Origin of the sequence: Streptomyces genisteinicus (genome assembly GCF_014489615.1) — a bacterium.
GTDB lineage: Bacteria > Actinomycetota > Actinomycetes > Streptomycetales > Streptomycetaceae > Streptomyces > Streptomyces genisteinicus.
In genome coordinates this window covers 798,059-822,699 of record NZ_CP060825.1, presented here as the reverse complement: position 1 = coordinate 822,699, position 24,641 = coordinate 798,059, and the positions used below count along the sequence as shown (strand labels likewise).

The 24,641-nt window shown below is 72.7% G+C and carries 16 protein-coding genes and 1 pseudogene; 8 read left to right on the top strand and 9 right to left on the bottom strand.

Annotated elements, in window-relative coordinates; genetic code table 11:
- Positions 1-63: 63 nt before the first annotated feature.
- On the bottom strand, positions 64-2,577 hold the full coding sequence (locus tag IAG43_RS03555) for a DEAD/DEAH box helicase (protein WP_187739292.1): 2,514 nt from the start codon (positions 2,575-2,577) through the stop codon (positions 64-66).
- 123 nt (positions 2,578-2,700) lie between these two features.
- Between IAG43_RS03555 and IAG43_RS03550 the strand changes: the two genes are divergently transcribed.
- Complete coding sequence (locus tag IAG43_RS03550) at positions 2,701-3,492, top strand: metal-dependent hydrolase (RefSeq protein WP_187739291.1); 792 nt, start codon at positions 2,701-2,703, stop codon at positions 3,490-3,492.
- 613 nt (positions 3,493-4,105) lie between these two features.
- Here IAG43_RS03550 and IAG43_RS03545 read toward each other — a convergent pair.
- The 3 genes from IAG43_RS03545 to IAG43_RS03535 form a co-directional block, all read right to left on the bottom strand.
- Positions 4,106-5,887, bottom strand: coding sequence for an ABC transporter ATP-binding protein (locus IAG43_RS03545; protein WP_187739290.1), 1,782 nt, complete (start codon positions 5,885-5,887; stop codon positions 4,106-4,108).
- On the bottom strand, positions 5,884-7,734 hold the full coding sequence (locus IAG43_RS03540) for an ABC transporter ATP-binding protein (RefSeq protein ID WP_187739289.1): 1,851 nt from the start codon (positions 7,732-7,734) through the stop codon (positions 5,884-5,886). The genes IAG43_RS03545 and IAG43_RS03540 overlap by 4 nt, the downstream gene beginning before the upstream one ends.
- Before the next feature lie 194 nt (positions 7,735-7,928).
- Positions 7,929-8,378 (bottom strand): MarR family winged helix-turn-helix transcriptional regulator, encoded by a 450-nt coding sequence (locus IAG43_RS03535; RefSeq protein WP_187739288.1) that lies wholly within the window; start codon positions 8,376-8,378, stop codon positions 7,929-7,931.
- 90 nt (positions 8,379-8,468) lie between these two features.
- Here IAG43_RS03535 and IAG43_RS03530 point away from each other — a divergent pair, with 90 nt between their 5' ends.
- The 3 genes from IAG43_RS03530 to mltG all read left to right on the top strand — a co-directional run bounded on the left by IAG43_RS03530 (position 8,469) and on the right by mltG (position 12,189).
- Positions 8,469-10,325 carry an ABC transporter ATP-binding protein gene (locus IAG43_RS03530; protein WP_246574062.1) on the top strand — a complete coding sequence of 619 codons (1,857 nt, stop codon included), beginning with the start codon at positions 8,469-8,471 and terminating at the stop codon, positions 10,323-10,325.
- Positions 10,326-10,359: 34 nt separating this feature from the next.
- Complete coding sequence (locus tag IAG43_RS03525; RefSeq protein WP_187739287.1) at positions 10,360-10,953, top strand: hypothetical protein; 594 nt, start codon at positions 10,360-10,362, stop codon at positions 10,951-10,953.
- Between the two features lie 369 nt (positions 10,954-11,322).
- A complete protein-coding gene (gene mltG, locus IAG43_RS03520; RefSeq protein WP_187739286.1) occupies positions 11,323-12,189 on the top strand; it encodes an endolytic transglycosylase MltG in 867 nt (288 codons plus the stop codon).
- On the opposite strand, the gene IAG43_RS03515 is transcribed toward mltG, so the two are convergent.
- A complete protein-coding gene (locus tag IAG43_RS03515; protein WP_246574061.1) occupies positions 12,152-13,399 on the bottom strand; it encodes an NAD(P)-binding domain-containing protein in 1,248 nt (415 codons plus the stop codon). The two genes, mltG and IAG43_RS03515, sit on opposite strands and share 38 nt — an antisense overlap.
- Before the next feature lie 88 nt (positions 13,400-13,487).
- Between IAG43_RS03515 and IAG43_RS03510 the strand changes: the two genes are divergently transcribed.
- Positions 13,488-13,910, top strand: coding sequence for a secondary thiamine-phosphate synthase enzyme YjbQ (locus IAG43_RS03510; protein ID WP_187739284.1), 423 nt, complete (start codon positions 13,488-13,490; stop codon positions 13,908-13,910).
- Between the two features lie 488 nt (positions 13,911-14,398).
- Here IAG43_RS03510 and IAG43_RS03505 read toward each other — a convergent pair whose 3' ends face one another.
- The 3 genes and pseudogenes from IAG43_RS03505 to IAG43_RS03500 form a co-directional block, all read right to left on the bottom strand.
- Positions 14,399-16,048: a bifunctional NAD(P)/FAD-dependent oxidoreductase/class I SAM-dependent methyltransferase gene (locus IAG43_RS03505; protein ID WP_187739283.1), complete on the bottom strand. Its 1,650-nt coding sequence runs from the start codon at positions 16,046-16,048 to the stop codon at positions 14,399-14,401.
- Positions 16,049-16,136: 88 nt separating this feature from the next.
- Positions 16,137-16,274: pseudogene (locus tag IAG43_RS34335) on the bottom strand (ATP-binding protein); the annotation flags it as partial.
- Positions 16,275-16,280: 6 nt separating this feature from the next.
- The gene (locus tag IAG43_RS03500) at positions 16,281-16,598 is read right to left on the bottom strand and encodes a hypothetical protein (protein WP_187739282.1); all 318 of its coding nucleotides are present in this window, start codon (positions 16,596-16,598) and stop codon (positions 16,281-16,283) included.
- A gap of 499 nt (positions 16,599-17,097) precedes the next feature.
- Between IAG43_RS03500 and IAG43_RS03495 the strand changes: the two genes are divergently transcribed.
- The 3 genes from IAG43_RS03495 (at position 17,098) to IAG43_RS03485 (ending at position 23,814) form a co-directional block, all read left to right on the top strand.
- Positions 17,098-20,358: a GH92 family glycosyl hydrolase gene (locus tag IAG43_RS03495; RefSeq protein WP_187739281.1), complete on the top strand. Its 3,261-nt coding sequence runs from the start codon at positions 17,098-17,100 to the stop codon at positions 20,356-20,358.
- 238 nt (positions 20,359-20,596) lie between these two features.
- Complete coding sequence (locus tag IAG43_RS03490) at positions 20,597-20,959, top strand: effector-associated constant component EACC1 (RefSeq protein ID WP_187739280.1); 363 nt, start codon at positions 20,597-20,599, stop codon at positions 20,957-20,959.
- Between the two features lie 5 nt (positions 20,960-20,964).
- Positions 20,965-23,814 (top strand): caspase, EACC1-associated type, encoded by a 2,850-nt coding sequence (locus IAG43_RS03485; protein ID WP_187739279.1) that lies wholly within the window; start codon positions 20,965-20,967, stop codon positions 23,812-23,814.
- 229 nt (positions 23,815-24,043) lie between these two features.
- Here the strand turns inward: IAG43_RS03485 and IAG43_RS03480 are convergent, their stop codons facing one another.
- Entirely contained in the window at positions 24,044-24,640 is a 597-nt protein-coding gene (locus tag IAG43_RS03480) for an ALF repeat-containing protein (protein ID WP_187739278.1), read from the bottom strand.
- Position 24,641 lies beyond the last annotated feature (1 nt).

Below are 24,641 nucleotides of genomic sequence, written 5' to 3'. Positions count from 1 at the left end.
CTGCTGAAGGACGGTCGCGTCCCTGCTGAAGGGCGGTCGCACCGGACACGGGCGGGCGGCCGGTCAGAGCTGGCCCACCGACGTGACGCGCACGACCGCCCGGCCCTCCTCGTCGGAGGCGGCCAGGTCGACCTCCGCGCTGATGCCCCAGTCGTGGTCGCCCTCCGGGTCGGCGAACGTCTGGCGCACCCGCCACAGGCCGTGCGCCGGGTCCTCCTCGATGGCCAGCAGCTTCGGGCCGCGGGCGTCCGGGCCGGTGCCGAGGTCCTCGTACTCGTCCCAGTACGCGTCCATGGCCTCGCCCCAGGCGTCCGCGTCCCAGCCGGACGCGGCGTCCAGCTCGCCGAGCGCGCCGACCTGGTCGAGCGCCGCCAGCTCCACCCGGCGGAACATCGCGTTGCGCACCAGCACCCGGAAGGCACGGGCGTTGGCCGTCACCGGCTTCACCTGGTCGGCCTTCTCCTGCGCCTGCTCCGCCGTCTCCACCTCGGGGTTGGCCAGCTGCTCCCACTCGTCCAGCAGGCTGGAGTCCACCTGGCGCACCATCTCGCCCAGCCACGCGATGAGGTCCTGGAGGTCCTCCGACTTCAGATCGTCCGGGACGGTGTGGTCCAGCGCCTTGTACGCGCCCGCCAGATAGCGCAGCACGATGCCCTCGGTGCGGGCCAGCTCGTAGAAGGACGTGAACTCCGTGAAGGACAGCGCCCGTTCGTACATGTCCCGGATGACCGACTTCGGCGACACCGGGTGGTCGCCGACCCACGGGTGCGACTTCCGGTAGAGGTTGTACGCGTGCCACAGCAGCTCTTCCAGCGGCTTCGGGTACGAGATCTCCTGGAGCCGCTCCATCCGCTCCTCGTACTCGACGCCGTCGGCCTTCATCGCGCCGACCGCCTCGCCCCGGGCCTTGTTCTGCTGAGCGGCGAGGATCTGACGCGGGTCGTCCAGCGTCGACTCGACGACCGAGACCATGTCCAGCGCGTACGACGGGGACTCGGGGTCCAGCAGGTCGAAGGCGGCCAGGGCGAACGTCGACAGCGCCTGGTTGAGCGCGAAGTCCTGCTGGAAGTCGACCGTCAGCCGCACGATCCGGCCCTGCGCGTCCGGGGTGTCCAGCCGCTCCACGATCCCGCCGTCCAGCAGGGAGCGGTAGATCGCGATGGCCCGCCGGATGTGCCGCAGCTGCTGCCTGCGCGGCTCGTGGTTGTCCTCCAGCAGCCGGCGCATGGCGTCGAAGGCGTTGCCCGGCCGGGCGATCACCGACAGCAGCATGGCGTGGGTGACCTTGAACCGCGAGGTCAGCGGCTCGGGGTCGGAGGCGATCAGCTTCTCGAACGAGTTCTGCGACCAGGCGACGAACCCCTCCGGCGCCTTCTTGCGGACCACCTTCCGCTTCTTCTTCGGGTCGTCGCCGGCCTTCGCCAGCGCCTTCTCGTTCTCGATGACGTGCTCGGGCGCCTGCGCGACCACGAAGCCCGCGGTGTCGAAGCCGGCCCGGCCCGCCCGGCCCGCGATCTGGTGGAACTCCCGCGACCGCAGCACCCGCACCCGGTTGCCGTCGTACTTGGTCAGCGCGGTGAACAGCACCGTCCGGATGGGCACGTTGACACCGACACCGAGGGTGTCGGTGCCGCAGATCACCTTGAGCAGCCCGGCCTGCGCCAGCTTCTCCACCAGCCGCCGGTACTTCGGCAGCATGCCGGCGTGGTGCACACCGATGCCGTGCCGGACGTAGCGGGAGAGATTGCGCCCGAATGCGGTGGTGAAGCGGAAGTTGCCGATCAGGTCGGCGATCCGGTCCTTCTCCTCGCGGGTGCACATGTTGATGCTCATCAGCGACTGCGCCCGCTCGACCGCCTGGGCCTGGGTGAAGTGCACGATGTAGACGGGCGCCTGCTTCGTCTCCAGCAGCTCCGTCAGCGTCTCGGTGATCGGCGTCGTCACGTACTCGTACGACAGCGGCACCGGGCGGGTCGCCGAGCGGACCACCGTCGTCTCGCGCCCCGTCCGCCGCGTCAGGTCCTTCTCGAACATCGACACGTCGCCGAGCGTCGCCGACATCAGCACGAACTGCGCCTGCGGCAGCTCCAGCAGCGGGATCTGCCAGGCCCAGCCGCGGTCGGGCTCCGCGTAGAAGTGGAACTCGTCCATCACGACCTGGCCGACGTCCGCGTCCCGGCCGTCCCGCAGCGCGATCGACGCCAGGACCTCGGCCGTGCAGCAGATGACCGGCGCGTCCGCGTTCACCGAGGCGTCGCCCGTCAGCATGCCGACGTTCTCCGTGCCGAAGAGCTTGCACAGGTCGAAGAACTTCTCGGACACCAGCGCCTTGATCGGCGCGGTGTAGAAGGTGACCTCGTCCCGGGCGAGCGCCGCGAAGTGCGCGCCCGCCGCGACCAGGCTCTTGCCCGAGCCCGTGGGGGTCGACAGGATCACGTTCGCCCCCGACACCACCTCGATCAGGGCCTCCTCCTGAGCCGGATAGAGCGTGATGCCCTGCTCCTCGGCCCATGAGGAGAAGGACTCGAAGAGGGCGTCGGGGTCGGCGTCGGGCGGAAGCTGATCGATGAGGGTCACGCCCCCATCTTGCCTGCCTTCCCCCCGGATGAGGGAACCGCCCGGCACCGCGAAGATCACGAACGGTACGCTGACCCGTCAACTCACGAGCGGTACAACGGATGACGGGGCGGGGACAGGCAGATGATGGGACCGGCGCACTCACTCTCCGGCGCGGCAGCGTGGCTGGGGGTGGGCGCCGCGACGGCCGCGGCCGGCCATCCGATGCCGTGGCCGGTACTCGTCGTCGGCGCCCTCATCTGCGCGGGCGCGGCACTGGCGCCGGACCTCGACCACAAGGCCGCCACGATCTCCCGCGCCTTCGGGCCGATATCCCGGGCGCTGTGCGGGATCGTCGACAAGCTGTCCTTCGCCGTCTACAAGGCGACCCGCAAGCCCGGCGACGCGCGGCGCACCGGAGGCCACCGCACCCTCACCCACACCTGGCTCTGGGCCGTCCTCATCGGCGGCGGGGCCTCCGCGCTCGCGGTCCTCGGCGGCCGGTGGGCCGTCCTCGGCCTGCTCTTCGTGCACATGGTGCTCGCCGTCGAGGGTCTGCTGTGGCGCGCCGCCCGGGTCTCCAGCGACGTGCTCGTCTGGCTGCTCGGGGCGACCAGCGCGTGGATCCTCGCGGGCGTCCTCGACCAGTCCGGGAACGGCGCGAACTGGCTCTTCGAGGCGCCCGGCCAGGAGTACCTGTGGCTGGGCCTGCCCATCGTGCTCGGCGCTCTCGTCCACGACATCGGCGACGCCCTGACCGTCTCCGGCTGCCCGATCCTGTGGCCCATCCCGATCGGACGCAAGCGCTGGTACCCGGTGGGCCCGCCGAAGGCCATCCGCTTCCGGGCCGGCAGCTGGGTGGAGCTGAAGGTGCTCATGCCCGCCTTCATGCTGCTGGGCGGCATCGGCGGCGCGGCGGCGCTGAACGTCATCTGAGCGGGGCGCGCGGTCCTGTGCGCGCCCCGCTGCCCGGCGGCGCGTGTCCGGTCGGGGGCCCGTGCGCCCGCGCGCGTCATGTCCCACCACTGAGCAGGCGCGGTGACGCTGCCCCGGGGGCCGTGCGCCCGCGCGTCACGTCTGGCCGGGGCGCACGGCCGGCTCGGCCGGCGAGGGCCCTGTGCGCCCGCGCACCGCACGGCCTTGGGCATCTTCGGCGGTACCTGGCCGGCGAGGGCCCTGCGCGCCCGCGCACGTCGCGCACCACTGTGGCGGGCACCCGCGTAACCACCGGCGAGGGCCCCGTGCGCCCGCGCACGCCGCGCCGCCCTCGCCGTCCCACGCGGCGGGACGGAGCCGTCCGCGGGCCGGGCGGGACGGGCGGCGGGGCGGACCGGATCCGGCCCGGTCGCGGGACCACGTGCGGGGGCTGACACGCCCTCTGGGCGGTGTCCGACCGTTCGCGGGAGCCCGAGCCCCGAGCCCCGACCCCGGGATGGCACCGCTGCCCGAGCCCCGACCCCGGGATGGCGCCGCTGCCCGAGCCCGGCCCCGGCGGCGCCCCCCGGTCCGTGCGGACGGACCCCGCACGGGCCCGGGCCCGCGGCACGTCTCACCCGTGCCAGGACCGCCACAGCGCCGCGTACGGGCCGCCTGCGGCGACCAGTTCGTCATGGCTGCCCAGCTCGGTGATGCGGCCCGCCTCCACCACGGCGATCACGTCCGCGTCGTGCGCGGTGTGCAGCCGGTGGGCGATGGCCACCACCGTCCGGCCCTCCAGGACCCGCGACAGCGAGCGCTCCAGATGGCGTGCGGCCCTCGGGTCGAGCAGCGACGTCGCCTCGTCGAGCACCAGGGTGTGCGGATCGGCCAGCACCAGCCGGGCGAGCGCGACCTGCTGCGCCTGCGCGGGGGTGAGCGCGGTGCCGCCCGAGCCGACCTCGGTGTCGAGCCCGCCGTCGAGACCGCGGGCCCAGCCGTCCGCGTCGACCGCGCCGAGCGCGGCCCACAGCTCCGCGTCGCCGGCGCCCGCGCGGGCGAGCCGCAGGTTGTCCCGCAGCGAGCCCGTGAAGACGTGGTGCTCCTGGTTGACCAGGGCCACGTGCTCGCGCACCCGCTCCGCGGGCATCCGGGACAGCTCGGCCGCGCCGAGCGTGACCGTGCCCGCGCGGGGCGCGTAGATCCCGGCCAGCAGCCTGCCCAGCGTCGACTTGCCCGCACCCGAGGGCCCCACCAGGGCCAGACGGGACCCGGGGGCGATGTCCATCGACACCCGGTGCAGCACGTCGACGCCCTCCAGGTACCCGAAGCGCACCTCGTCGGCGCGCACGTCGCGCCCGTCCGGCCGCACCGCGGCGTCGCCCTCGTCGGACGAGATCTCCCGGACGCCCACCAGCCGCCCCAGCGACACCTGCGCCACCTGGAGCTCGTCGTACCAGCGCAGGATCAGGTTCACCGGGTCGACCATCATCTGGGCGATCAGCGCCGACGTGGTCAGCTGGCCGATGCCGATCCACCCCTGGAGGACGAACACCCCGCCGACCATCAGCACCGAGGTGAGCACCGTCGCGTGCGTCAGGTTGATCACGGGGAAGAGCACCGAGCGCAGTGACAGCGTGTACCGCTCCCACGCCGTCCACTCCTTGATGCGCCGGTCCGACAGGGCCACCCGGCGCCCGCCGAGCCGGTGCGCCTCGACGGTGCGCCCCGCGTCCACCGTCTCCGCGAGCACGGCGGCGACCGCCGCGTAGCCCGCGGCCTCCGACCGGTAGGCCGACGGAGCCCGCCGGAAGTACCAGCGGCAGCCGATCACCAGCAGCGGCACCGCGAGCAGCACGGCGGGCGCCAGCGGCGGTGCGGTCACGGTGAGCCCGCCGAGCAGCAGCAGGATCCAGAAGACGCCGATCGTCAGCTGCGGCACGGCCTCCCGCATCGCGTTCGCGAGCCGGTCGATGTCGGTCGTGATCCGGGACAGCAGGTCGCCCGTCCCGGCCCGTTCCAGCACCCCCGGCGGCAGACCGACGGACCGGACGAGGAAGTCCTCGCGCAGGTCGGCCAGCATCCGTTCGCCCAGGATCGCCCCGCGCAGCCGCATCAGCCGTACGAAGACGGCCTGGACGACGAGGGCCGCGGCGAACAGCGCGGCGGTGCGCTCCAGATGCAGGTCGCGTGCCCCGTCCGCGGCGCGCTCGACGAGCGAGCCGAGCAGCCAGGGGCCCGCCATCGAGGCCACCACCGCGACCGTGTTGACCCCGATGAGCACGCCGAACGCGGCACGGTGACGCCGTACCAGCTCCCGCACATAGGCCCGTACGGTCGCCGGCGAGCCCACGGGCAGGGTGTTCGCGGTCCGGGGGGCCGCCGGGTCGTACTCCGGCGGCGCCACGCCGATCATGCCGTCTCCTCGATGTCGAAGTCCTTCGGTGCCGCCGCGCGGGCCGCGCCGGACACGGCCGAGAGCCGTTCCTCGTCGGTCTCGCGGGTGACGACGGCCCGGTAGCGGGGTTCGGTGTCCAGCAGCTCGCGGTGGGTGCCCGCCGCCACGGCCTCGCCCTCGTGCAGCAGGACGACCCGGTCGGCCCGGTCGAGCAGCAGCGGTGACGAGGTGAGCACGACCGTGGTGCGACCGGTGCGCAGCGCCCGCACACCGTCGGCGATCCGCGCCTCGGTGTGCGAGTCGACGGCCGAGGTCGGCTCGTCGAGCACCAGCACCGCGGGGTCCGTGACCAGCGAGCGGGCGAGCGCGATGCGCTGCCGCTGTCCGCCGGACAGCGAACGGCCCCGCTCGGTGACCGGCGCCTCCATCGGGTCGTCGTCGAGGGCGGCCTGGGCCAGGGCCGCCAGGACGTCGCCGCACTCCGCGGCCGCCAGCGCGTCCCGCGGGGCGACGGCGCCGGACGCCGGGACGGCGAGCAGCTCGCGCAGGCTGCCCGAGAGCAGCACCGGGTCCTTGTCCTGGACGAGCACGGCGGTCCGGGCCTCGTCGAGGGAGAGACCGTCGAGGGGCACCCCGCCGAGCAGGACGGAGGGCAGGCCGTCCGGGTCGGCGGGGTGCCCGCCGAGCCGCTCGGCGAGCCGGCCCGCCGCGTCCGGGTCGCCGCAGACCACCGCGGTCAGCGAACCGGCGGGGACGAGCAGCCCGCTGGCGGGGTCGTACAGCTCCCCGGAGGCGGCGGCACGCCCGGCGCCGGGGGCGTTCGGGGCGTCGGCCGTGTCGGCAGCGGCGGCAGTGGAGCCGGTGGTGGCGGTGCGCTCCAGCGCCAGCACCCGCGCGGCGCGGCGCGCCGACGGGCGGGAGAACGAATAGGCCATCGCGATCTCCTCGAAATGACGGAGCGGATACCCCAGGAGCATCACCGCGCTGTAGACGGTGACGAGTTCGCCGACCGCGATCCGCCCGTCGCCGACCAGCCCGACGCCGTACCAGACGACGCCGATCATCAGCAGGCCCGGCAGCAGCACCTGGATGCCGGAGATCAGCGACCACATCCCGGCGCTGCGCACGGCGGCGCCGCGGACCTCCTGCGAGGCGGCCCGGTACCGGTCGAGGAAGAGCTCCTCGCCGCCGATGCCGCGCAGCACCCGCAGGCCGGCCACGGTGTCGGAGGCCAGTTCGGTGGCCCGCCCCGCCTTCTCGCGCTGCACGTCGGCGAGCCGGGTGGCGCGGGGGAGCAGCGGGAGGACGCCGAGCGCGAGGACCGGAACGCCGAGGGCCACCAGCAGACCCAGATGCGGTTCGTACACGAACAGGCCCACGCAGACCAGGACGACGGTGATCGCCGCCGCCAGGAAGCGGGAGACGCCTTCGACGAACCAGCCGATCTTCTCCACGTCGCCCGTGGAGACGGCGACCACCTCGCCCGCGGCCACCCGGCGGGTGAGCGCGGAGCCGAGCGAGGCGGTCTTGCGGGCGAGCAGCTGCTGGGTCCGGGCGGCCGCGGTGATCCAGTTGGTGACGGCGGTGCGGTGCAGCATCGTGTCGCCGAGCGCGATGAGGACGGCGGACACCGCCAGCACCCCGCCCGCCGCGGCGAGCCGGGCCCCCGATCCGTCGACGACGGCCTGCACGGCGAGGCCGACGCCGTACGGAAGGGCCATCACGGAGACGAAGTGCAGCAGGCCCCAGGCCAGGGTGACGAGCTGCCCGCGCAGCTGGCCCCGGCCGAGCCACAGCAGATAGCGGGTGCCCGAACGGGTGTCCGGTTCGCCTGGATCGGGATACGGAAGGTCGCGAATCTGCATGAGGTCCCACGGCTCGTCGGCGAATGGAGCAAACCGTGCAAGGTTCGCCGCTCACGACCGCCGCGGGCAATCGATTTTCCGCGCACGCGGACGCACGGGAGCAGGGTGGCCGGCCCGGCACGCCCGCGCGTCCGCCCCGCCCGCGTCCGCCTCGCGCTCCGGCGCCCGCTGTGCGCCGTCCGTGCGCCGGAGCCTCAGCGGCGGCCCTCGGTGCGCCCGTCGACCAGGGCGGACAGCAGCCCGCCGAGCACGTCGCGCTGCTCGTCCGTCAGGGGCGCCAGCACGTCCTCGGCCGCGGCCCGGCGCGCGTCGCGCAGGGTGCGCAGGGCGGCGCGGCCGTCGTCCGTGAGCTCGATGCGCGTGACCCGGCGGTTCGCCGGGTCGGGCGCGCGGCGCACGCACCCGACCGTCTCCAGCCCGTCCACCAGGCTGGTCACGGCGCGCGGGACCACCTCCAGGTGTGCGGCGAGATCGGCCATCCTGGGCGGCGCGTCGTAGTGTGCGAGGGCGCGCAGCAGGCGTGACTGGGCCGGTGTGATCCGGATCTCCGCCTGCTCCAGCTGGCGCTTCTGGCTGCGGTGGAGCCGTCGGGTGAGCCGCAGCAGCTGCTCGGCGAGCAGGCCGTCGGCGTCGGGGTCGCTCATGCGGGAACAATATCAGGACCCCGTTCATTGTGAATACAGGTAACAGTGAGCTAGGCTCCACGAGACCCCAGCCCCGACCGAGGGAGACCATTGCGCCCCGAACACCCCACCTGGACACCGCCGCCGAAGAGCCCCGACCAGCCGCCGGCCGACGTCCGGCGCATCCTGCGCCTGTTCCGCCCCTACCGCGGGCGGCTCGCCGTCGTCGGCCTGCTCGTCGGCGCCTCCTCGCTGGTCGCGGTGGCCTCGCCGTTCCTGCTGCGGGAGATCCTCGACACCGCGATCCCCCAGGGCAGGACCGGACTGCTCAGCCTGCTGGCGCTCGGCATGATCGCCACCGCCGTCATGACCGGTGTCTTCGGCGTCCTCCAGACGCTGATCTCCACCACGGTGGGCCAGCGCGTCATGCACGACCTGCGCACCGCCGTCTACGCCCAGCTCCAGCGGATGCCCCTCGCCTTCTTCACCAGGACCCGCACCGGTGAGGTCCAGTCGCGCATCGCCAACGACATCGGCGGGATGCAGGCGACGGTCACCTCCACGGCCACCTCCCTCGTCTCCAACCTCACCGCGGTCGTCGCCACCGTCGTCGCGATGCTCGCCCTGGACTGGCGGCTCACGGCCGTCTCGCTGCTCCTGCTGCCGGTCTTCGTGTGGATCAGCCGGCGCGTGGGGCGCGAGCGCAAGAGGATCACCACCCAGCGGCAGAAGCAGATGGCGGCGATGGCGGCCAACGTCACCGAGTCCCTCTCGGTCAGCGGCATCCTGCTCGGCCGCACCATGGGCCGCGCCGACTCCCTCACCCGGGCGTTCGAGGACGAGTCCGACCGCCTGGTCGACCTCGAGGTGCGCTCCAGCATGGCCGGCCGCTGGCGGATGGCCGTCATCGGCATCGTCATGGCCGCCATGCCCGCCTTCCTCTACTGGGCCGCCGGACTCGCCATGGGCGCCGGCGGCGCGGCCATCTCGATCGGCACCCTGGTCGCCTTCGTCTCCCTCCAGCAGGGCCTGTTCCGGCCGGCCGTCAGCCTGCTCTCCACCGGCGTGCAGATGCAGACGTCCCTCGCCCTCTTCCAGCGCATCTTCGAATACCTCGACCTGCGCGTCGACATCACCGAGCCCGCCCACCCGGTGCGCCTCGACAAGATCGCCGGCGAGGTGCGCCTGGAGTCGGTCGACTTCGCGTACGACGCCGCCCAACTGCGGCCCACCCTCGACCGGGTCGACGTCACCGTGCCCGCCGGCGGCTCCCTCGCGGTCGTCGGCCCCACCGGCTCGGGCAAGTCCACGCTCGGCTACCTGGTGCCCCGGCTCTACGACGTCACCGGCGGCCGGGTCACCCTCGACGGCGTCGACGTGCGCGACCTCGGCTTCGAGACCCTGGCCCGGGCCGTCGGCGTCGTCTCCCAGGAGACCTACCTCTTCCACGCCTCCGTCGCCGACAACCTGCGTTTCGCCAAGCCGGACGCCACGGACGAGGAGATCGAGGCCGCGGCCCGCGCCGCCCACATCCACGACCACATCGCCTCCCTCCCCGAGGGGTACGACACCCTGGTGGGGGAGCGGGGCTACCGCTTCTCCGGTGGTGAGAAGCAGCGCCTGGCCATCGCCCGCACCATCCTGCGGGATCCGCCGGTCCTCATCCTCGACGAGGCGACCAGCGCCCTGGACACCGCCACCGAACACGCGGTGCAGCAGGCCATCGACGCGCTCTCCGAGGGCCGGACGACCATCACCATCGCCCACCGCCTCTCCACCGTGCGCGACGCGGACCAGATCGTGGTGCTCGACGCCGGCCGCATCGCCGAGCGGGGCACCCACGCGGAACTGCTGGCGGCGGACGGCCGCTACGCCGCCCTCGTCCGCCGCGACGCGGGCGCGCGGACCGGGACCGCGGGCGGCAGCGAGCCGGGGGAGTTCGTCGCCGCGGAGATACCCGGGCGATGACACCGTCCGGGCGCGCAGGGCATCATCGCCGCCCATGCGAGCAATTCACGGCGTCGACCTGCCCGGCTTCCGGCCCGTCGACCACGACGTGTGGACCGACGACGACGGAGACATCCTGTCGCTCCACTTCTTCTCCCTGAGGCCCGACCTGCCGGCGGCCCTGGACGACGGCCCCACGCTGCGGGCCTCACTCGCCGCGTACACCGCCGAAGCGGGCGGCGGCCTGATCGAGGCCTCGGTCAAGCAGCTCGGAGGAATGCCGGCGCTGCGCCAGATACTCAAGCTCCCGCTGCCGGGCCAGGCCCACGGCCAGGCCTTCATCGGCAGCTACACACTGCCGCGTGCCGAGTGCAGCGCCGTGGTGAAGATCCAGGCGCCGGAGCGCGGGACGACGGGGATGCGCGAGGCGATGGTCATGGCCCAGGTCGGCCCCGCGGACTTCTTCCGGTCTCACCCCTACGCTCCTGGCCTCAAGGGCGGCCTGCCCTTCCACGCCGCCGACCACGCGCAGTGGGACGAGAGCTTCCCCGGCCACCCGCTCAGCCGGGTGCGGCGCACCCTCGCCGCCCTCGCGGCCGAGGTGCGGGTGGCACCCGAGTTCGCCGCCCTCCCGCCGTTCACCGGCTGAACCTCCCGGGCGGGCCCCGCACACGGCGGCGCCGCCGCTCCCGTGGGACGGGGAGCGGCGGCGCCTTTCGTGAACGTCCGTCAGACGAGCCAGCCGACGAAGTGGATGAGGCCGGCGAGCAGGTCGGTGATGAGGTTCATGAAGTCCGTTCTCCTTGTACACGTGCTGATGTGGGACACGCGCCGTCGCGGTCTGCAGCCCGTCGCTTGCGCACCGTAAGCATCCGACGGAACAGGGGCCTCGGGCAACGAATTCCGCAGCGATCACCTGTTCCGGCGAACAACCGAGCGAGCGTTCGCCTGTTCCCTGTCGACGTGTCGCAAACCGGGTGATAGCGGGAGAAGAGGCCCGGCGGGATAGCGTGCCCGTATGCCGAAGCAGACCTCGCCGGGCGGACCCGGGCGACGGCCGCGCCTCACCCGGCGCGGCCGGCTGGTCCTCGTCCTGACCGCCCTCGCCGTCGCCGCGACGGCCGTCCTCCTGCCCGTCCTGCTGACAACGGGGGAGGAGGCGGAGCGGGCCCGCCCGGAGCGGCCGACGGCGACCCTGGTCGTCCCCGAGGGCTGGCGCGCGGAGCAGGTCTACGCGGCCGTCGACAAAGCGCTCGCCCGTGCCTCCGGCACCACCCGGGAGGCCGCCTCGACCGCACGTCTCGCCCTGCCGGCCGGCGCCCGGGGCAACCCGGAGGGCTACCTCTTCCCCGCCACCTATCCCGTCGGCTCCGACACCACGCCGGCGAGCCTGCTCAGCTTCATGGTGAACACCGCCAACCAGCGCTTCGGCGCGGAGCCGTTCGCCTCCGGGATGCGTGACGCGGAGCTGGGGCCCTACGAGGCGGTGAACATCGCCAGCATCGTCCAGGCGGAGGCCGACACCGCCGCCGACATGGGCAAGGTGGCCCGCGTGGTCCGCAACCGGATCGCGGCGGACATGCCGCTCCAGATGGACTCCACGCTCAACTACGCGCTCGGCCGCAGCACCCTGGACACCACGACGGCCGACACCCGCCTCGACAGCCCCTACAACACCTACGAACGCCGCGGACTGCCCCCGACGCCGATCGGCAACCCGGGCGAGGAGGCCCTCCGGGCCGTGGTGTCACCGCCGCCGGGCGACTGGCTCTACTTCGTCACCGTCGGCCCCGGCGACACCCGGTTCACCGCCGACTACGCCGAACACCGGAGCAACGTCGCCGAGTTCAACCAACGACGGGAGCGGGAACGCGCCGGCCGCTGAGACTGTCCGCCGCGCCGCTGCTCGTTGCCCGGCCGCTCTCCCCGTCCGCCGCGCGGCTGCTCTCGCCGTCCGGCGCGCGGCTGCTCTCGCTGCCGGGGCTGCTCTCCCCGTCCGCCGCCCGGCCGCTCTCGCCGTCCGCCGCGCCGCGCCGGAGCAGGGCCACGATCTCCCGGACCGCGGCCCGCCCCGCCCGGTTGGCGCCGATCGTCGACGCCGACGGCCCGTAGCCGACCAGGTGCACCCGCTCGTCCCGGGCCGCCCGCGTGCCCTCCAGCCGGATGCCGCCGCCCGGCTCCCGCAGCCGCAGCGGTGAGAGATGGTCGACGGCGGCCCGGAACCCGGTGGCCCACAGGATCACGTCGGCCTCCACCGTGCGGCCGTCGTCCCAGGCCACGCCCCTCGGCGTGATCCGGTCGAACATCGGCAGCCGGTCCAGCACACCGTTCTCGCGCGCCGCGCGGATCGCGTCGTTCAGCGGCAGGCCGGTCACCGACACCACGCTGCGCGGGGGCAGACCGCGCCGCACGCGCTCCTCGACCAGCGCGACCGCCGCCCGGCCCGCCTCCTCGTCGAAGGGGCCCTCCCGGAACACCGGCGGACGGCGCGTCACCCACGTCGTCGCGGCGGCCACCTCCGCGATCTCCATCAGGTGCTGGGTCCCCGACGCGCCGCCGCCGACCACCACGACCCGCTGCCCCGCGAACGGCTCGGGACCCGGGTAGCCGGCCGTGTGCAGCTGGCGGCCCCGGAAGGTCTCCTGCCCCGGGTAGCGCGGCCAGAAGGGGCGGTCCCACGTCCCGGTCGCGTTCACCAGGGCGCGGGCCGACCAGACGCCGTCCGAGGTCTCGACCGCCAGCCGCCCGCCGTCGCCCTCCCGTACCGCCCGCACGCCCACGGGCCGTCGCACCCCGAGGCCGAAACGCTCCTCGTAGGCCGCGAAGTACTCGCCGATCACCTCCGACGAGGGCCGGTCCCCGTCCGCGCCCGTCAGCTCCATGCCGGGCAGCGCGTGCATCCCGTGCACCTTGCCGTAGGTCAGCGAGGGCCACCGGAACTGCCAGGCACCGCCCGGTCGCGGCGCGTGGTCGAGCACGACGAAGTCCCGTCCGGGCACCAGCCCGGCGCGTCGCAGGTGGTACGCGGCGGACAGACCCGCCTGCCCCGCGCCCACGACCACCACGTCCACGTTCCGCGCACCGAAGTCGTTCACGCTTCTACCAACTCCGGAGGGCCTCCGGATCTTCCCGCGCGGCCGGCGGGGGCGGCGCCGCGGTGCCCGGCGCGGGAGGATGGGGAGCATGCCCGGACACTTCGCCACCACCACGCTGGACCTCACCACCGGCTCATCGGAGCGGATCACCGATCTGACCAGCGCCTGCGAGGACTTCCTCGCCCGCACCGCGGAGGGCGGCGACGGACTCCTCAACGTCTTCGTCCCGCACGCCACCGCCGGGATCGCCGTCATCGAGACCGGCGCCGGCAGCGACGACGACCTGCTGTCCGCCCTCCACACGCTGCTCCCCGCCGACGACCGCTGGCAGCACCGCCACGGCAGCCCCGGCCACGGCCGCGACCACGTCCTCCCCGCCCTCGTCCCGCCCCACGCGACGCTCCCCGTGATCGGCGGCCGGCTGGAGCTCGGCACCTGGCAGTCGGTCTGCCTGGTGGACACGAACAAGGACAACCCCCGGCGGACGGTGCGGCTGAGCTTCTTGGGGTGACTCGGCGTGGCCTGACCTTGCAGGACAAGTCCTGCGGTTCCCCTGCAAGGAGTCGTGGTGCAGGGGAGACCGGATACCTGCGGCACGAGTTCGAACGCGAGCCGCGCGACAGCCGTCGCCGCCTGGGCAGCGGTTTCACGCTCGCTGTCGGCGCTCCTGCGTGCCGTCGGACCGTCCTGCCCTGACCAGCACCTGCACACTCGCCGATCCCGTGGTCGAGGGCCAAGGCGGGCCGCCCCGAGGGCGCGTTCGAAGCAGCTCCAGGCTGCCTGAGAGCCGAGGTGTGGCTGGGAGTCCGTTGGCGATCGCCGGAGGACCTGCTCGCAGTACTGTCGTGACGCATCCGCGCAGGTGCGGGGGCGCCACGACAGGTGTCCGGGCAGGGAGGGGACGACTTGAGCGTCCTTCCTCGCCCGTCGGAGCGAGGGCAGGTCCCGCCGCACGATCCGCTCGGGCGCCGCTGCCCCGGCGGACGCCGGGCAGCGCGGTCACCCCGTGCGGCGCCTGGCGCGCAGGACGACGTCGCTGATGTGATGGGTGCTGGCCGCGCCCGCGGGGCGTGGCCGGGTCTCGTGGGTCTCGACCTGCCAGGTCCCGGGGTCGGCGGCGAGCGCGGCGGCGATCTCCTCGACGCCGACGAACGCCTCCGGGTCGTACATCCGGGTCTGGGCCGCCACGTCCACCGGCTCGCTCAGGGGCGTGAGGTCGTGGTGCACGACCAGCAGCGTTCCCCCGGGGGCGACGGCGGCGAGCAGGCTGCGCACGCCGCGCTGGTCGGGGCTGCGCTTGAACGAGCCGTACTGGAGGGACACCAGGTCGAACGCCTCGGTGCCGAAGGGCTCCCGACCGCCCGCGTCGTGGCGTACGAGGTCCACGGCGAGGCCGCGGAGTTCGGCCTCGGCGCGCACCCGGGCCAGCGCGTTGCCCGAGATGTCGGTGGCGGTCACCTTCCAGCCGTGCTCGGCCAGCCAGAGGGCGTCGGCGCCCTCGCCGGTGCCGACGTCGAGCGCCCGGCCCGGTGCCAGGGCGGTGGCCTCGTGGACGAGCGTGCCGTTGGGGTTGCCGCTCCATGCCCGGTCGGGGCCCCCGTAGCGGTGGTCCCAGTCGGCCTCCTCGCCCGAGTGCCGGACAGAGGCGCGCAGATCCTCCTCGGCGAGGCTGAAGGCGATCATGGCGCCGACCTGGCTGCCCTGGGCGGCCGCCGGCAGCACCTGAAGGCTCGGGTCGGTGATGTTGCCGGCCGCGTAGATCCCGGGTACGCCGGTCTCACCGCGCGCGTCGACCGTGACGACGTCCCCGGCACCGCTCGGGTGCGCGGTGGTGGTGACACCGACGCCGGCCAGCACGCCGGCACGTGCCCGGAAGCGCGCGCCGACCACGACGGCGTCGGCCTCGAGCACCCGCCCGTCGGCGAGTTCGACCCCGGACACCTCCCCGCCCGGTCCGGTGAGGATCCGGCCGGCCTCGCCGCGCTCAATGGTGACACCGGAGGCGGCGAGGGCTTCGACGGTGCCGCCGTCGACCCCGGACGGGTCATGGAGCACGACGGTCAGCCGGTCGCTCAAATGCCGCAACAGCGGGGTCGGGTGGAGTCCCAGCGGGTGCGTGACGATCTGCACCAGGCGCTTGTCGCGTACCTCGAAGCCGTGGCAGAAAGGACAGTGGACCACGCCTCGCCCCCACTGCTCGGCGAGGCCCTCGATCGCGGGGAGTTCGTCGGTCAGGCCGGTCGCGGCGAGGACGCGTCGGGCCACCAGGGTGTGACCGCCGGTCAGGTCGAGCCGGAACCGGCCGTCGTCGCGGCGGTGCACACCCAGGACCCGGCCGGGAAGCACCTCTCCGCCGTAGGCGCGCACCTCCGCGCGCCCGATCGCCGTCAACTCGCCGGGCGCGGCTCCCTCATGCCCGAGGTAGCCGTGCATGTGCGCGGCCGGCGCGTTGCGCGGAGTCCCGTCGTCGACCACCACGACGCCGCGCCGCTGGCGCGAGAGCTGGAGGGCGGCGGCGAGGCCGGCGCCCGAGCCGCCGATCACGGCGACGTCGCAGTGCCGCTCCATCAGCGCGTGCGACGCGCTCGTGGACTGTTCCGCCGGCTCGGAACGGGCCGTGTGCCGGGTGTGTGTGGAGTGCTCGCTCATGGATTCGACGCTATAGCTCCCGGCTGAATAAGCAAGGAGATTTGCTGAACCGGCAAGGCGTGCCGAGGGTCGGTGGCGTGCTCGCCGGCGCGAAGGCGTCCGCGCCCGCCGTCATGTCGACGACTACGTGCTCCCCGGGGCCGTCCACCAGGTGGTTGCGGTAGAGCTCCACGCCCGCGAGCTTCGACTGGTGGCAGGCCACCCCCGGGTCGCTGTCCTCGAACGCTTGGGATCAGGCGAGAGTGGACGCGACCAGCAGTGCGAACAGGGCGACGGGTGAGAGCAGCATCGTGGACACGTGAGCGAGCAGGGCCTTCGGTGAGCGCAGCACGGCGAAGGCTGCCGCACCTGTCGCAAGCCAGCCGAGGTACAGCTTCCCGGCGGACTGCCAGGCAGCGGTCTCCTCCGCCCGGGTGGCCGGCTCCGTACCGATGGCTCCTATGGACACCAGGAGCAGCACGGCACACACGAGCAGGTCACCGAGAACGACGATCGCAGCCCCCGGCCCGCCCGCGAGCTTGGCCGGGACCCGGGGTCGTAGCGCACTCATGGGATCCGGAGCCTGTCCGTGCCGGCCCGGCCTGCGGACGCTCGTCCTGCTCCAGGCGAAGTCCGGAGTGGTGCACATGTGTTGTGGCGGGCAGGGTCATGGTTGGCTCGATGGAGTCTGGCGGACGCCGAGAGGACAACCCCCGGCGGACGGCGCGGCTGAGCTTCTTGGGGTAGCCCGGGCAGGGGTTGCCGCCGTCGGCGGGACGGCCCGGACGTCGGGGGTCTCTGTGGGTTCACGGGGTGGTGGCGCCCGCCCGCCCGCAGGCAGCGCACCAGGGCAGGCAGGCGGCTTGGCGGCGCCCCGCTCGGCGGAATCGGTGCAACGCGTCGGAAGCTGCCTCCCGTTCACCCAGTGACATCCGGGGCGGTGGGGGGTTACGGTGCCGTCGAGCATGTTGACAACGTTGTCAGAAGTGCCAGGAGTTGAAGGGAAGTACCCCATGCGGTTTGCTTTCAGACCGTTCCGTCCCCGTGCTACCGGTCTAGCAGCAGGTCTGATGGCCGCCGTACTCGTGAGTGGCGGAGTGGTCGGCATCGCCCAGCCCGCCGCCGCGGACGCAGCCGCGGACGCGGAACCGATTGAACTGGTCAATCCGTTCGTCGGAACCCAGAACTTCGGCAACACCTTCCCCGGGGCGAGCGCGCCGTTCGGCATGGTCCAGGTCAGTCCGGACACCGGCGGCCAGGGCGGCTACGACTACCAGCAGGACTCGATCTACGGCTTCAGCCAGACCCACCTGTCCGGCGTGGGCTGCGGCGTCATGGGCGAGCTGCCCGTCATGCCGACCACGGGCGCGGTCGACTCCGTGGATCCGAACGCCTACCGCTCCCCGTACAGCCACGACGACGAGCAGGCCGCTCCCGGCTACTACCGGGTGGGGCTGAAGAAGTACGGCATCGACGCGGAACTCACCGCCACCGAGCGCACCGGGTGGCAGCGCTACACCTTCCCCTCCACCGGTTCGGCCAACGTCCTGTTCAACACGGGCAAGGCCAACCAGCCCGTGCTGGACTCCGAGGTGCACGTCGTCGGTGACCGCACCATCGAGGGCCGGGTGCACGCCGGGGGCTTCTGCGCCGGACACGATGAGCACACGGTGTACTTCAGCGCCACCTTCGACCGGCCGTTCAAGGCCTACGGAACGTGGGACGGCGCCGTCCCCGAGCCCGGCACCCGCGACGCCGGGGGAGACGGCCAGAAGGGCGCCTGGGTGACCTTCGACGCCACCACCGACCGGGACGCCGTCCTGAAGGTGGGGCTGTCCTACACCGGCATGGAGGGCGCCCGCAAGAACCTGGCCGCGGAGACCGGGAATTCCTTCGACTTCGACGCCACACGCGCGGCGCTGCAGGACACCTGGAGGAAGCAGCTGGACTCCATCCGGGTCGGCGGAGGCACGGCGGACCGGCAGAAGGCCTTCTACACCGCGCTGTACCACAGCCAGTTGCACCCGAACCTCGCCGGTGACGTGGACGGCAGGTACCAGGGGTTCGACAACAGGACGCACACGGCGAAGGACTACACGCCGTATCAGAACTTCTCGCTCTGGGACACCTACCGGCCGCAGAACCAGCTCCTGCAGCTGCTGGAGCCGAAGGTCGCCCGGGACGTCGCGCTGTCGGTCGTCGCGGCAGGCCGGGACGGCGGCTGGCTGCCCCGCTGGGCGCTCGCCAACAGCGAGACCAACATCATGACCGGTGACCCGGTCACGCCCTTCCTCGTCGAGGCGTGGTCGAAGGGTCTGCTCGCCGGCCACGAGGCGGAGACCTACGCGCTGCTGAGGAAGAACGCCACCAGCACCCCGCCCGCCGACTCGCCGTACAACGGACGCTCGGGATCGGACCACTACACCGAGCGCGGCTACATCCCGTCAGGTCTCGAACTCGGCAAGGACTGCGCGGACAAGGGCGGCGACAACGACTGCAAGCACCCGGCGTCGGCGACGATGGAGTACTCCGCCGCCGACGCGTCGCTCGCGCTGATGGCCGACCGGCTCGGACACAAGGCGGACGCCAGGATGTTCGCGGCGCGCGGGCAGTGGTACCGGAACCTGTGGGACTCCTCGATCCAGCAGTTCCGCCCGCGGACGGCCGACGGCACCTGGCTCACGCCGTACGACCCGGTCGAGGCGGCGCACCAGTTCCACGAGGGCGGCGCGTACCAGTACCAGTGGCTGGTGCCGCAGGACCCGGCCGGTCTCGTCGGCCTGATGGGCGGCCGGAGCGCCACCGAGAAGCGGCTCGACTCCTTCTTCGTCCACGACAAGCTGCTCACCGACCCGGCGGGCACCGCTCGGAACGACTGGATCTCCCAGCCCTACGACTACTACGGAAAGCCGACGTACAACCCGAACAACGAGCCGGACCTGCACGCCCCGTACATGTACAACTGGGTCGGCGCCCCGGCGAAGACCGCGACCGTGGTGCGGGCGGCGATGACGCTGTTCACCGACGGGCCGGACGGGATGACGGGGAACGACGACCTGGGCACCATGTCGGCCTGGTACGTCTTCTCCTCCCTCGGCCTCTACCCGACCATGAGCGGCGGGGACTTCCTGGCCGTGTCCAGCCCGCAGTTCGCGTCGGCGACCGTCCGCATCGGCAGCTATCCCAAGGCCTCTGGCGCCAAGGGCCAGGGCGGCACGCTGAGGATCGAGGCGCCCGGAGCGAGCGACACGAAGCGGTACGTGCAGAGCGTGGCCCTGAACGGCAGGGACGTACCCCAGACCTGGCTGAGCTGGAACAGGCTCGCGCACGGCGGAAAGCTGGCCCACCGGCTCGGAACCTCCCCCTCCTCCTGGGGTACGGGCAAGCGCGCCCAGCCGCCCTCCGTCAACCAGGCGTCCCCCGACCGCCGCAAGCACGTCGACGCGTCGCTGCGGCCCGCGTCGGCGGTCGTCCCCACGGGCGACACCGCGCAGACCGCGAAGTTCACGCTGGACGTCCTCGGGCAGGCACCCGGCACGCTGAGCGTGTCGGTCACGGCGAAGGCGCCCAGCGGCTGGACGGCCACGACGGCACCGCGTTCACCCCTGGTGATCGATTCCGGACACCTTCCGGTGCAGAAGAAGGTGTCACTCGAGATCACCGTGCCGCCGGGCGTCGCCGCCGGGTCCTACCCGGTGGAGGTGAAGGTCGCGGGCCGCGGGGCCAACTCGGTCACCCGCAAGGCCACTGTCACGGTGGGAGCCGCCACGACCTGCGCGAGCGAGGAGAACGGGCAGTGCGCAGTGGACCTGCGCGCGGACCTCGGCCACGACGGCACGGCCACGGTGGCGAACTCCGGCGAGGGCGACTTCGACGGACACGGCTGGAGCTATGACGGCGACCTGCTGCCGAAGGCGGGGCCGGTCACCTGGGACGGGGTGACCTACGACGCGCCGGATCCCACCGGCACGGCGGACAACTTCCTCGAAGCAAGCGGGCAGGCCCTCCTGCTGCCCGCCGGACAGCACAGTGCGCTGCGGCTGGTCGGCTCGGCGCACAACGGTCCTGTGACCACCACACTGACCGTGCACTACACGGACGGCAGCAGCACGGAGGCGCCGGTGACGTTCGGCGACTGGGCGGGCTCCGCGCCGACCGGCAGCACGGTCGTCCTCGACATGCCGCACCGCATCAAGCGGGGCAGCGGTGTCGACGGGCCGTCCATCCGGCTCTTCGGTACGGCCGCCGAGCTCGACGGGGGCAAGACGGTCCGTTCGGTCTCGCTGCCGGACGACTCCCGCGTCGAGATCTACGCGATGACGCTCGTCTAGAGCGACGGCACACCGCCGGAACCCGGCCGGCGGTGCGCCGCACCGGATCGGCGCACCCCTCGCATCAGGGCCCCGGCGCGAAAGCGCCGGGCCCTTCGCGGGCTCGCCCCGGTATCCGGCCCACCGTGCCGCCGCGCTCGGTCATGGACCCGCATGCGGACATATGGCCGGGAACCACCGGAGGTGACGGAACGTCTGGAAGAGTGAACGCAGGTCGCGATATGAGGAGTTGGTGGTTGTGGACGTCGTGATCGGCGTCGACGGGGAAGAGACTGCCGATGCGGAGAAGCACCTGCGGTCGCTGTACGAGTGGCTGCTGGCCGACTCGGCATGCCGTCGACACGCTCGCCCCGTCTTGAGGCCTGGCGCCACGACTGTCCCCGGGGCGCAGGGCGGCCTCATCGACGTGCTCGGCCTGGTGCTCGGGACGGGCTTCAACGCCGCTTCGCTCGGGGTGGCGATCGCCGCATGGCGGCGCAGCCGGCCGCAGACGCCGACACTCGTCATCGAACGCTCCGACGGGACCCGGATCGTCCTGACCGGAGCAGCGGACGAGGAGGCCCGGCGCCTGCTTGCCGAATGGGAGCGGGAGCAGGCGTAGCGGACATGCACGATCCGGCGCCCGCGTCCAGGGCGGTGCTGATAGGGGCCGGCACCTTTGCCGCACTGGACGACCTCCCGGCGGTGCAGGCCAATGTTCCCGCATTACGGAGCCTGTTCGGCGACCCGGTACTGCATGTGGCCGCGGAGCACTGCCAGACGCTGGTGGATCCGGCCTCCCCACGGGTGGTGTCCGCTGCCGTCCGGGCGGCCGCCCGTGAGGCCACGGACACCCTGCTGGTCTACTACGCAGGTCACGGGCTCATCGACCCGGGTACCGGCCTGCTGCACCTGGCTGTGCCCGACAGCGACCGGGACTCCGTCTTCGACACGGCTGTGCCCTACGAGTGGATCAAGCGGTCCATCGAGACCAGCGGCGCCGCTCGCCGGATCGTGATCCTCGACTGCTGCTACAGCGCCCGTGCCTTCGGTGTGCAGTCCGAGTCGGTCGCGGCACTCGCCGAGATCGACGGCACCTATCTGATGGCGGCCGCTGCGGAGACCGCAGTGGCCCTGTCCCCGCCCGGCGAGCCCCACACCGCCTTCACCGGCGAGCTTCTCGACGTGTTGCGCGGCGGCGTCGCCTCGCCGAACAAGTTCCTCGATTTGGACGCCGTCTTCGACCAGCTCGCCCGGCGGCTGCAGCGCAAGGGCCGTCCCCGCCCGCAGAGCCTGTGCCGCAACAGCCTGGGCTCCTGGCCGTTCGCCCGCAACAACGCGTACCAGCCTGCGCCTGAAGGCCACACCCCGATCCCGGACGTCGCCCGTGCCCTGGACGCATCCCGCACCGTGGCCGTGCCGGTGCTGGTGGCGCAAATCGGCACGTTGAGCGAACACCGTCCGGCCACCGCGACCGAGATGGTCCACACTGCCCTGCAGCACCGCCCGGTCGCCGACCTGGTGCGGCTGTTCGTCGCCCTCTTCCAGGCCGGTCGCCAGCGCCACATCGAGGCCGCACTCCCCGCCTTCGTAGCCGCCCGCACCGTCCAGGAATGCGCCGACCTCCTTGAGCAGCTCCTGGTCACGCCCGCCGAGGAGGGCGCGGTGGCCCTGCTGCGGCTCACAGCTGAACTCAAGTCCGCCGCGGAGACCGTGCGCCTGGCCACCATCCTGATCCGCACCGGTCTGCGCGAACACGCCACCGCCTTGCTGTCGGCATTCGCCGTCACGCGCGGTCTCGACGAGACCCTCGACCTGGCAGATCTTGCCTGCCGGGGCGAACTCGACGCGTTCCTCGAGCCCGTCATGCGTGCCCTGGCACAACACCGGCTGATCGCCGATGTCATCCACCTCTTCGAGGGCATGCATGAACAGCAGCACACCCGGCACGCGCTGGAACTGATCACCTCGGCCGCCCGCAGCCGCACCGCCACCGACACCGCCGAGATGATCACCTGGCTCTACCGGGACGGCCACCGGCGCATCGCTGAGGACATCTTCCACACCGGCATAAGGCACCGCGGACCCGAGCACACGGGCGAACTCATCGCTGCCCTGCAACTGGTGCGCCTCACCGACGCAGCGGCACTGGGACGCCGTCTGGCCGTCCAGAACAGCACCGTCACCGAGACCAGCCAGCTCATCACCCACCTGCTGGCCGTGGGACAGCACCAGCACGCACTGGCCGCAGCCCTGGAAGCGGCCCGGCTGCGGACCGGTGCGGAGTTCGTCGAGATCACCCGCACACTCGACGCCTCCTCGGGCCGCCAGGGCATGCCCGCCCTCCTCGACGAGGCCGTCCGTACCTCTGCCCCCGACGACGTCGCCCACCTCGTCCAGGTGCTCGACGAGGCGGGTCAGATCACCAACGCCGCACACGTCCTGTGGAACACGGTGCGCGACCGCCCACCCGGCCATACCGGCACCATGCTCAGCCACCTGGACGCAGGCCGCTCGCCGTTCACCGCCGACACGGCGCTGCCCATGCTGTGGCGCACCCATCCACCGCTCGACATCGCCCACCTGGCGAGGGCCTTCGACACCATCCTGCCGGTCAAGGCCGACCTGGTGTGCAGTGTCGACGACCGCTCCGTGGCCGACGTGACAGCGCTCATCGCCTCACTGGAGACACTGTCAGCCGGAATCCGGACCAACCGAGTCCTCGATGCAGTGGTCCGCGACTGGGACGCCTACCGTCAGGCCCGCCTGGTGATCGCCCTCGAAGAACGCTCGCTGACCGGATGCGCCCAGCGGCTGGAGCACGACGCCCGCCGGCCCAGAGAAGTCGCTGAGGCACTGAAGAGCCTGCGCAGCGCACAGCAGGAGACCGTCTGGCAGGCGTTGACATTCTGGTGGCCCGGTAACGGAGGGCTCGACAGGAGACGCCGGGCGCCCTCGTCCCACGATCACGCGGTATACGTCGTCAAGGACGACGACACCGTCTACAGCATCGCCACGCGCTACGGCGTGCGCTGGGCAAGCATCGTCGAAGCCAACGACCTGCCTGTACCTTTCGACCTGCGGGCGGGCCAGCGGCTCCGCATCGCCTTCGAGAGCGAAGGAAACCGGTTCGTCCCCCCGCCCTTCCCACGCAGACTGCTGCCCGGGCGCACGCATCCCGGCGTGCGACAGTTCCAAGCGGTCCTCAAGCAGGCCGGCTACCTGCCGGGCTGGGTGGTGGACAGCGATCACTACGGCACAGCCACCAGTCAGGCGGTCGCCCGCTTCAACAAGGAGCACGGTCTGTCGCAGGGGCCGTCGCACTGGCCCGACACGGTGATCACCCACCGCGGTTGGGACCTGCTGCACCGCATCGCGCGCGGCAAGCTGCTGCACACGCATCAGGCGGCGGACGACCCGGATGCGTCACCACCCCAGCTCTGGTCCGGGCCGATCGCGACAGATCACCAGAGCTGAAGGCGGAGCAGGGCGGTGGGCCCCGACGGGGCAGCGGCACCCCCGCGGTCTCCCGGGAGCCGGCGCTCGACGCGGCCGCGCCCGGCTGACCCGGAAGACGCCATCGGTGCAGCAGCGGTGGGCGGCCCGCCGGCACAGGGGCAACGGCAGGCTCGCCCACAGCTCTTACGGCCGAGCCCCCGATGAGGGTCGCACGGTCGGTCCTCGTGTCATCGCTGTGGTGTGCCGGTCAGACGAGCTCGTACCTGCCGACTTCCAGGAAGTGGCGCAGTGCCTCCGGTGTGTTGTCGTCGAGTGCGGCGTTGGCCGCCGCACGCAGGGCCGGGCTGATGGTGGGGTCGGCGAGGAGGCGCGCGATGGCGACGCGGTCGTCCTCGGCCTGGGCGATGCGGTAGCCGGTCTCCAGCCAGGCGCGCATCGCGTCGGTGTCGTCGGCGTCCAGGAGGGCGTTGACCTCGGCGATGACGCGACGGCCGCTGTCGGGGTCGGCGAGCAGGCCCGAGATGGCGACGCGGTCGTCCTCGCCCTGGGCGATGCGGTACCCGGTCTCCAGCCAGGCGCGCATCGCCGCGGGGTCGTCGGCGTCCAGCAGGGCGTTGGCTTCCCGGGTCACACGCCGGCCGCTGTCGGGGTCGGCGAGGATCCTGGCTATGGCCACCCTCAGGTCGTCGGTGTCAGGATCTTCCGCCGTCGAGGACGCCGACGACACCGACGGCACCGTCACTGCGGGCGGTGCCGCCGCGGCGGCGGCGTACGGGGTGGCGAGCAGGAGTGCCGGGGCGAGGATGCCGACGGCGATGCCGGGGACTACGCGATGCGATCGCAAG

Coding starts and splice junctions, on each gene's coding strand:
- IAG43_RS03495 (WP_187739281.1), top strand. CDS start 17,098: ATGGCCGCCGTACTCGTGAGTGGCGGAGTGGTCGGCATCGCCCAGCCC.
- IAG43_RS03485 (WP_187739279.1), top strand. CDS start 20,965: ATGCACGATCCGGCGCCCGCGTCCAGGGCGGTGCTGATAGGGGCCGGC.
- IAG43_RS03545 (WP_187739290.1), bottom strand. CDS start 5,887: ATGATCGGCGTGGCGCCGCCGGAGTACGACCCGGCGGCCCCCCGGACC.
- IAG43_RS03505 (WP_187739283.1), bottom strand. CDS start 16,048: ATGAGCGAGCACTCCACACACACCCGGCACACGGCCCGTTCCGAGCCG.
- IAG43_RS03510 (WP_187739284.1), top strand. CDS start 13,488: ATGCCCGGACACTTCGCCACCACCACGCTGGACCTCACCACCGGCTCA.
- IAG43_RS03540 (WP_187739289.1), bottom strand. CDS start 7,734: ATGCAGATTCGCGACCTTCCGTATCCCGATCCAGGCGAACCGGACACC.
- IAG43_RS03525 (WP_187739287.1), top strand. CDS start 10,360: ATGCGAGCAATTCACGGCGTCGACCTGCCCGGCTTCCGGCCCGTCGAC.
- IAG43_RS03535 (WP_187739288.1), bottom strand. CDS start 8,378: ATGAGCGACCCCGACGCCGACGGCCTGCTCGCCGAGCAGCTGCTGCGG.
- mltG (WP_187739286.1), top strand. CDS start 11,323: ATGCCGAAGCAGACCTCGCCGGGCGGACCCGGGCGACGGCCGCGCCTC.
- IAG43_RS03500 (WP_187739282.1), bottom strand. CDS start 16,598: ATGAGTGCGCTACGACCCCGGGTCCCGGCCAAGCTCGCGGGCGGGCCG.
- IAG43_RS03550 (WP_187739291.1), top strand. CDS start 2,701: ATGATGGGACCGGCGCACTCACTCTCCGGCGCGGCAGCGTGGCTGGGG.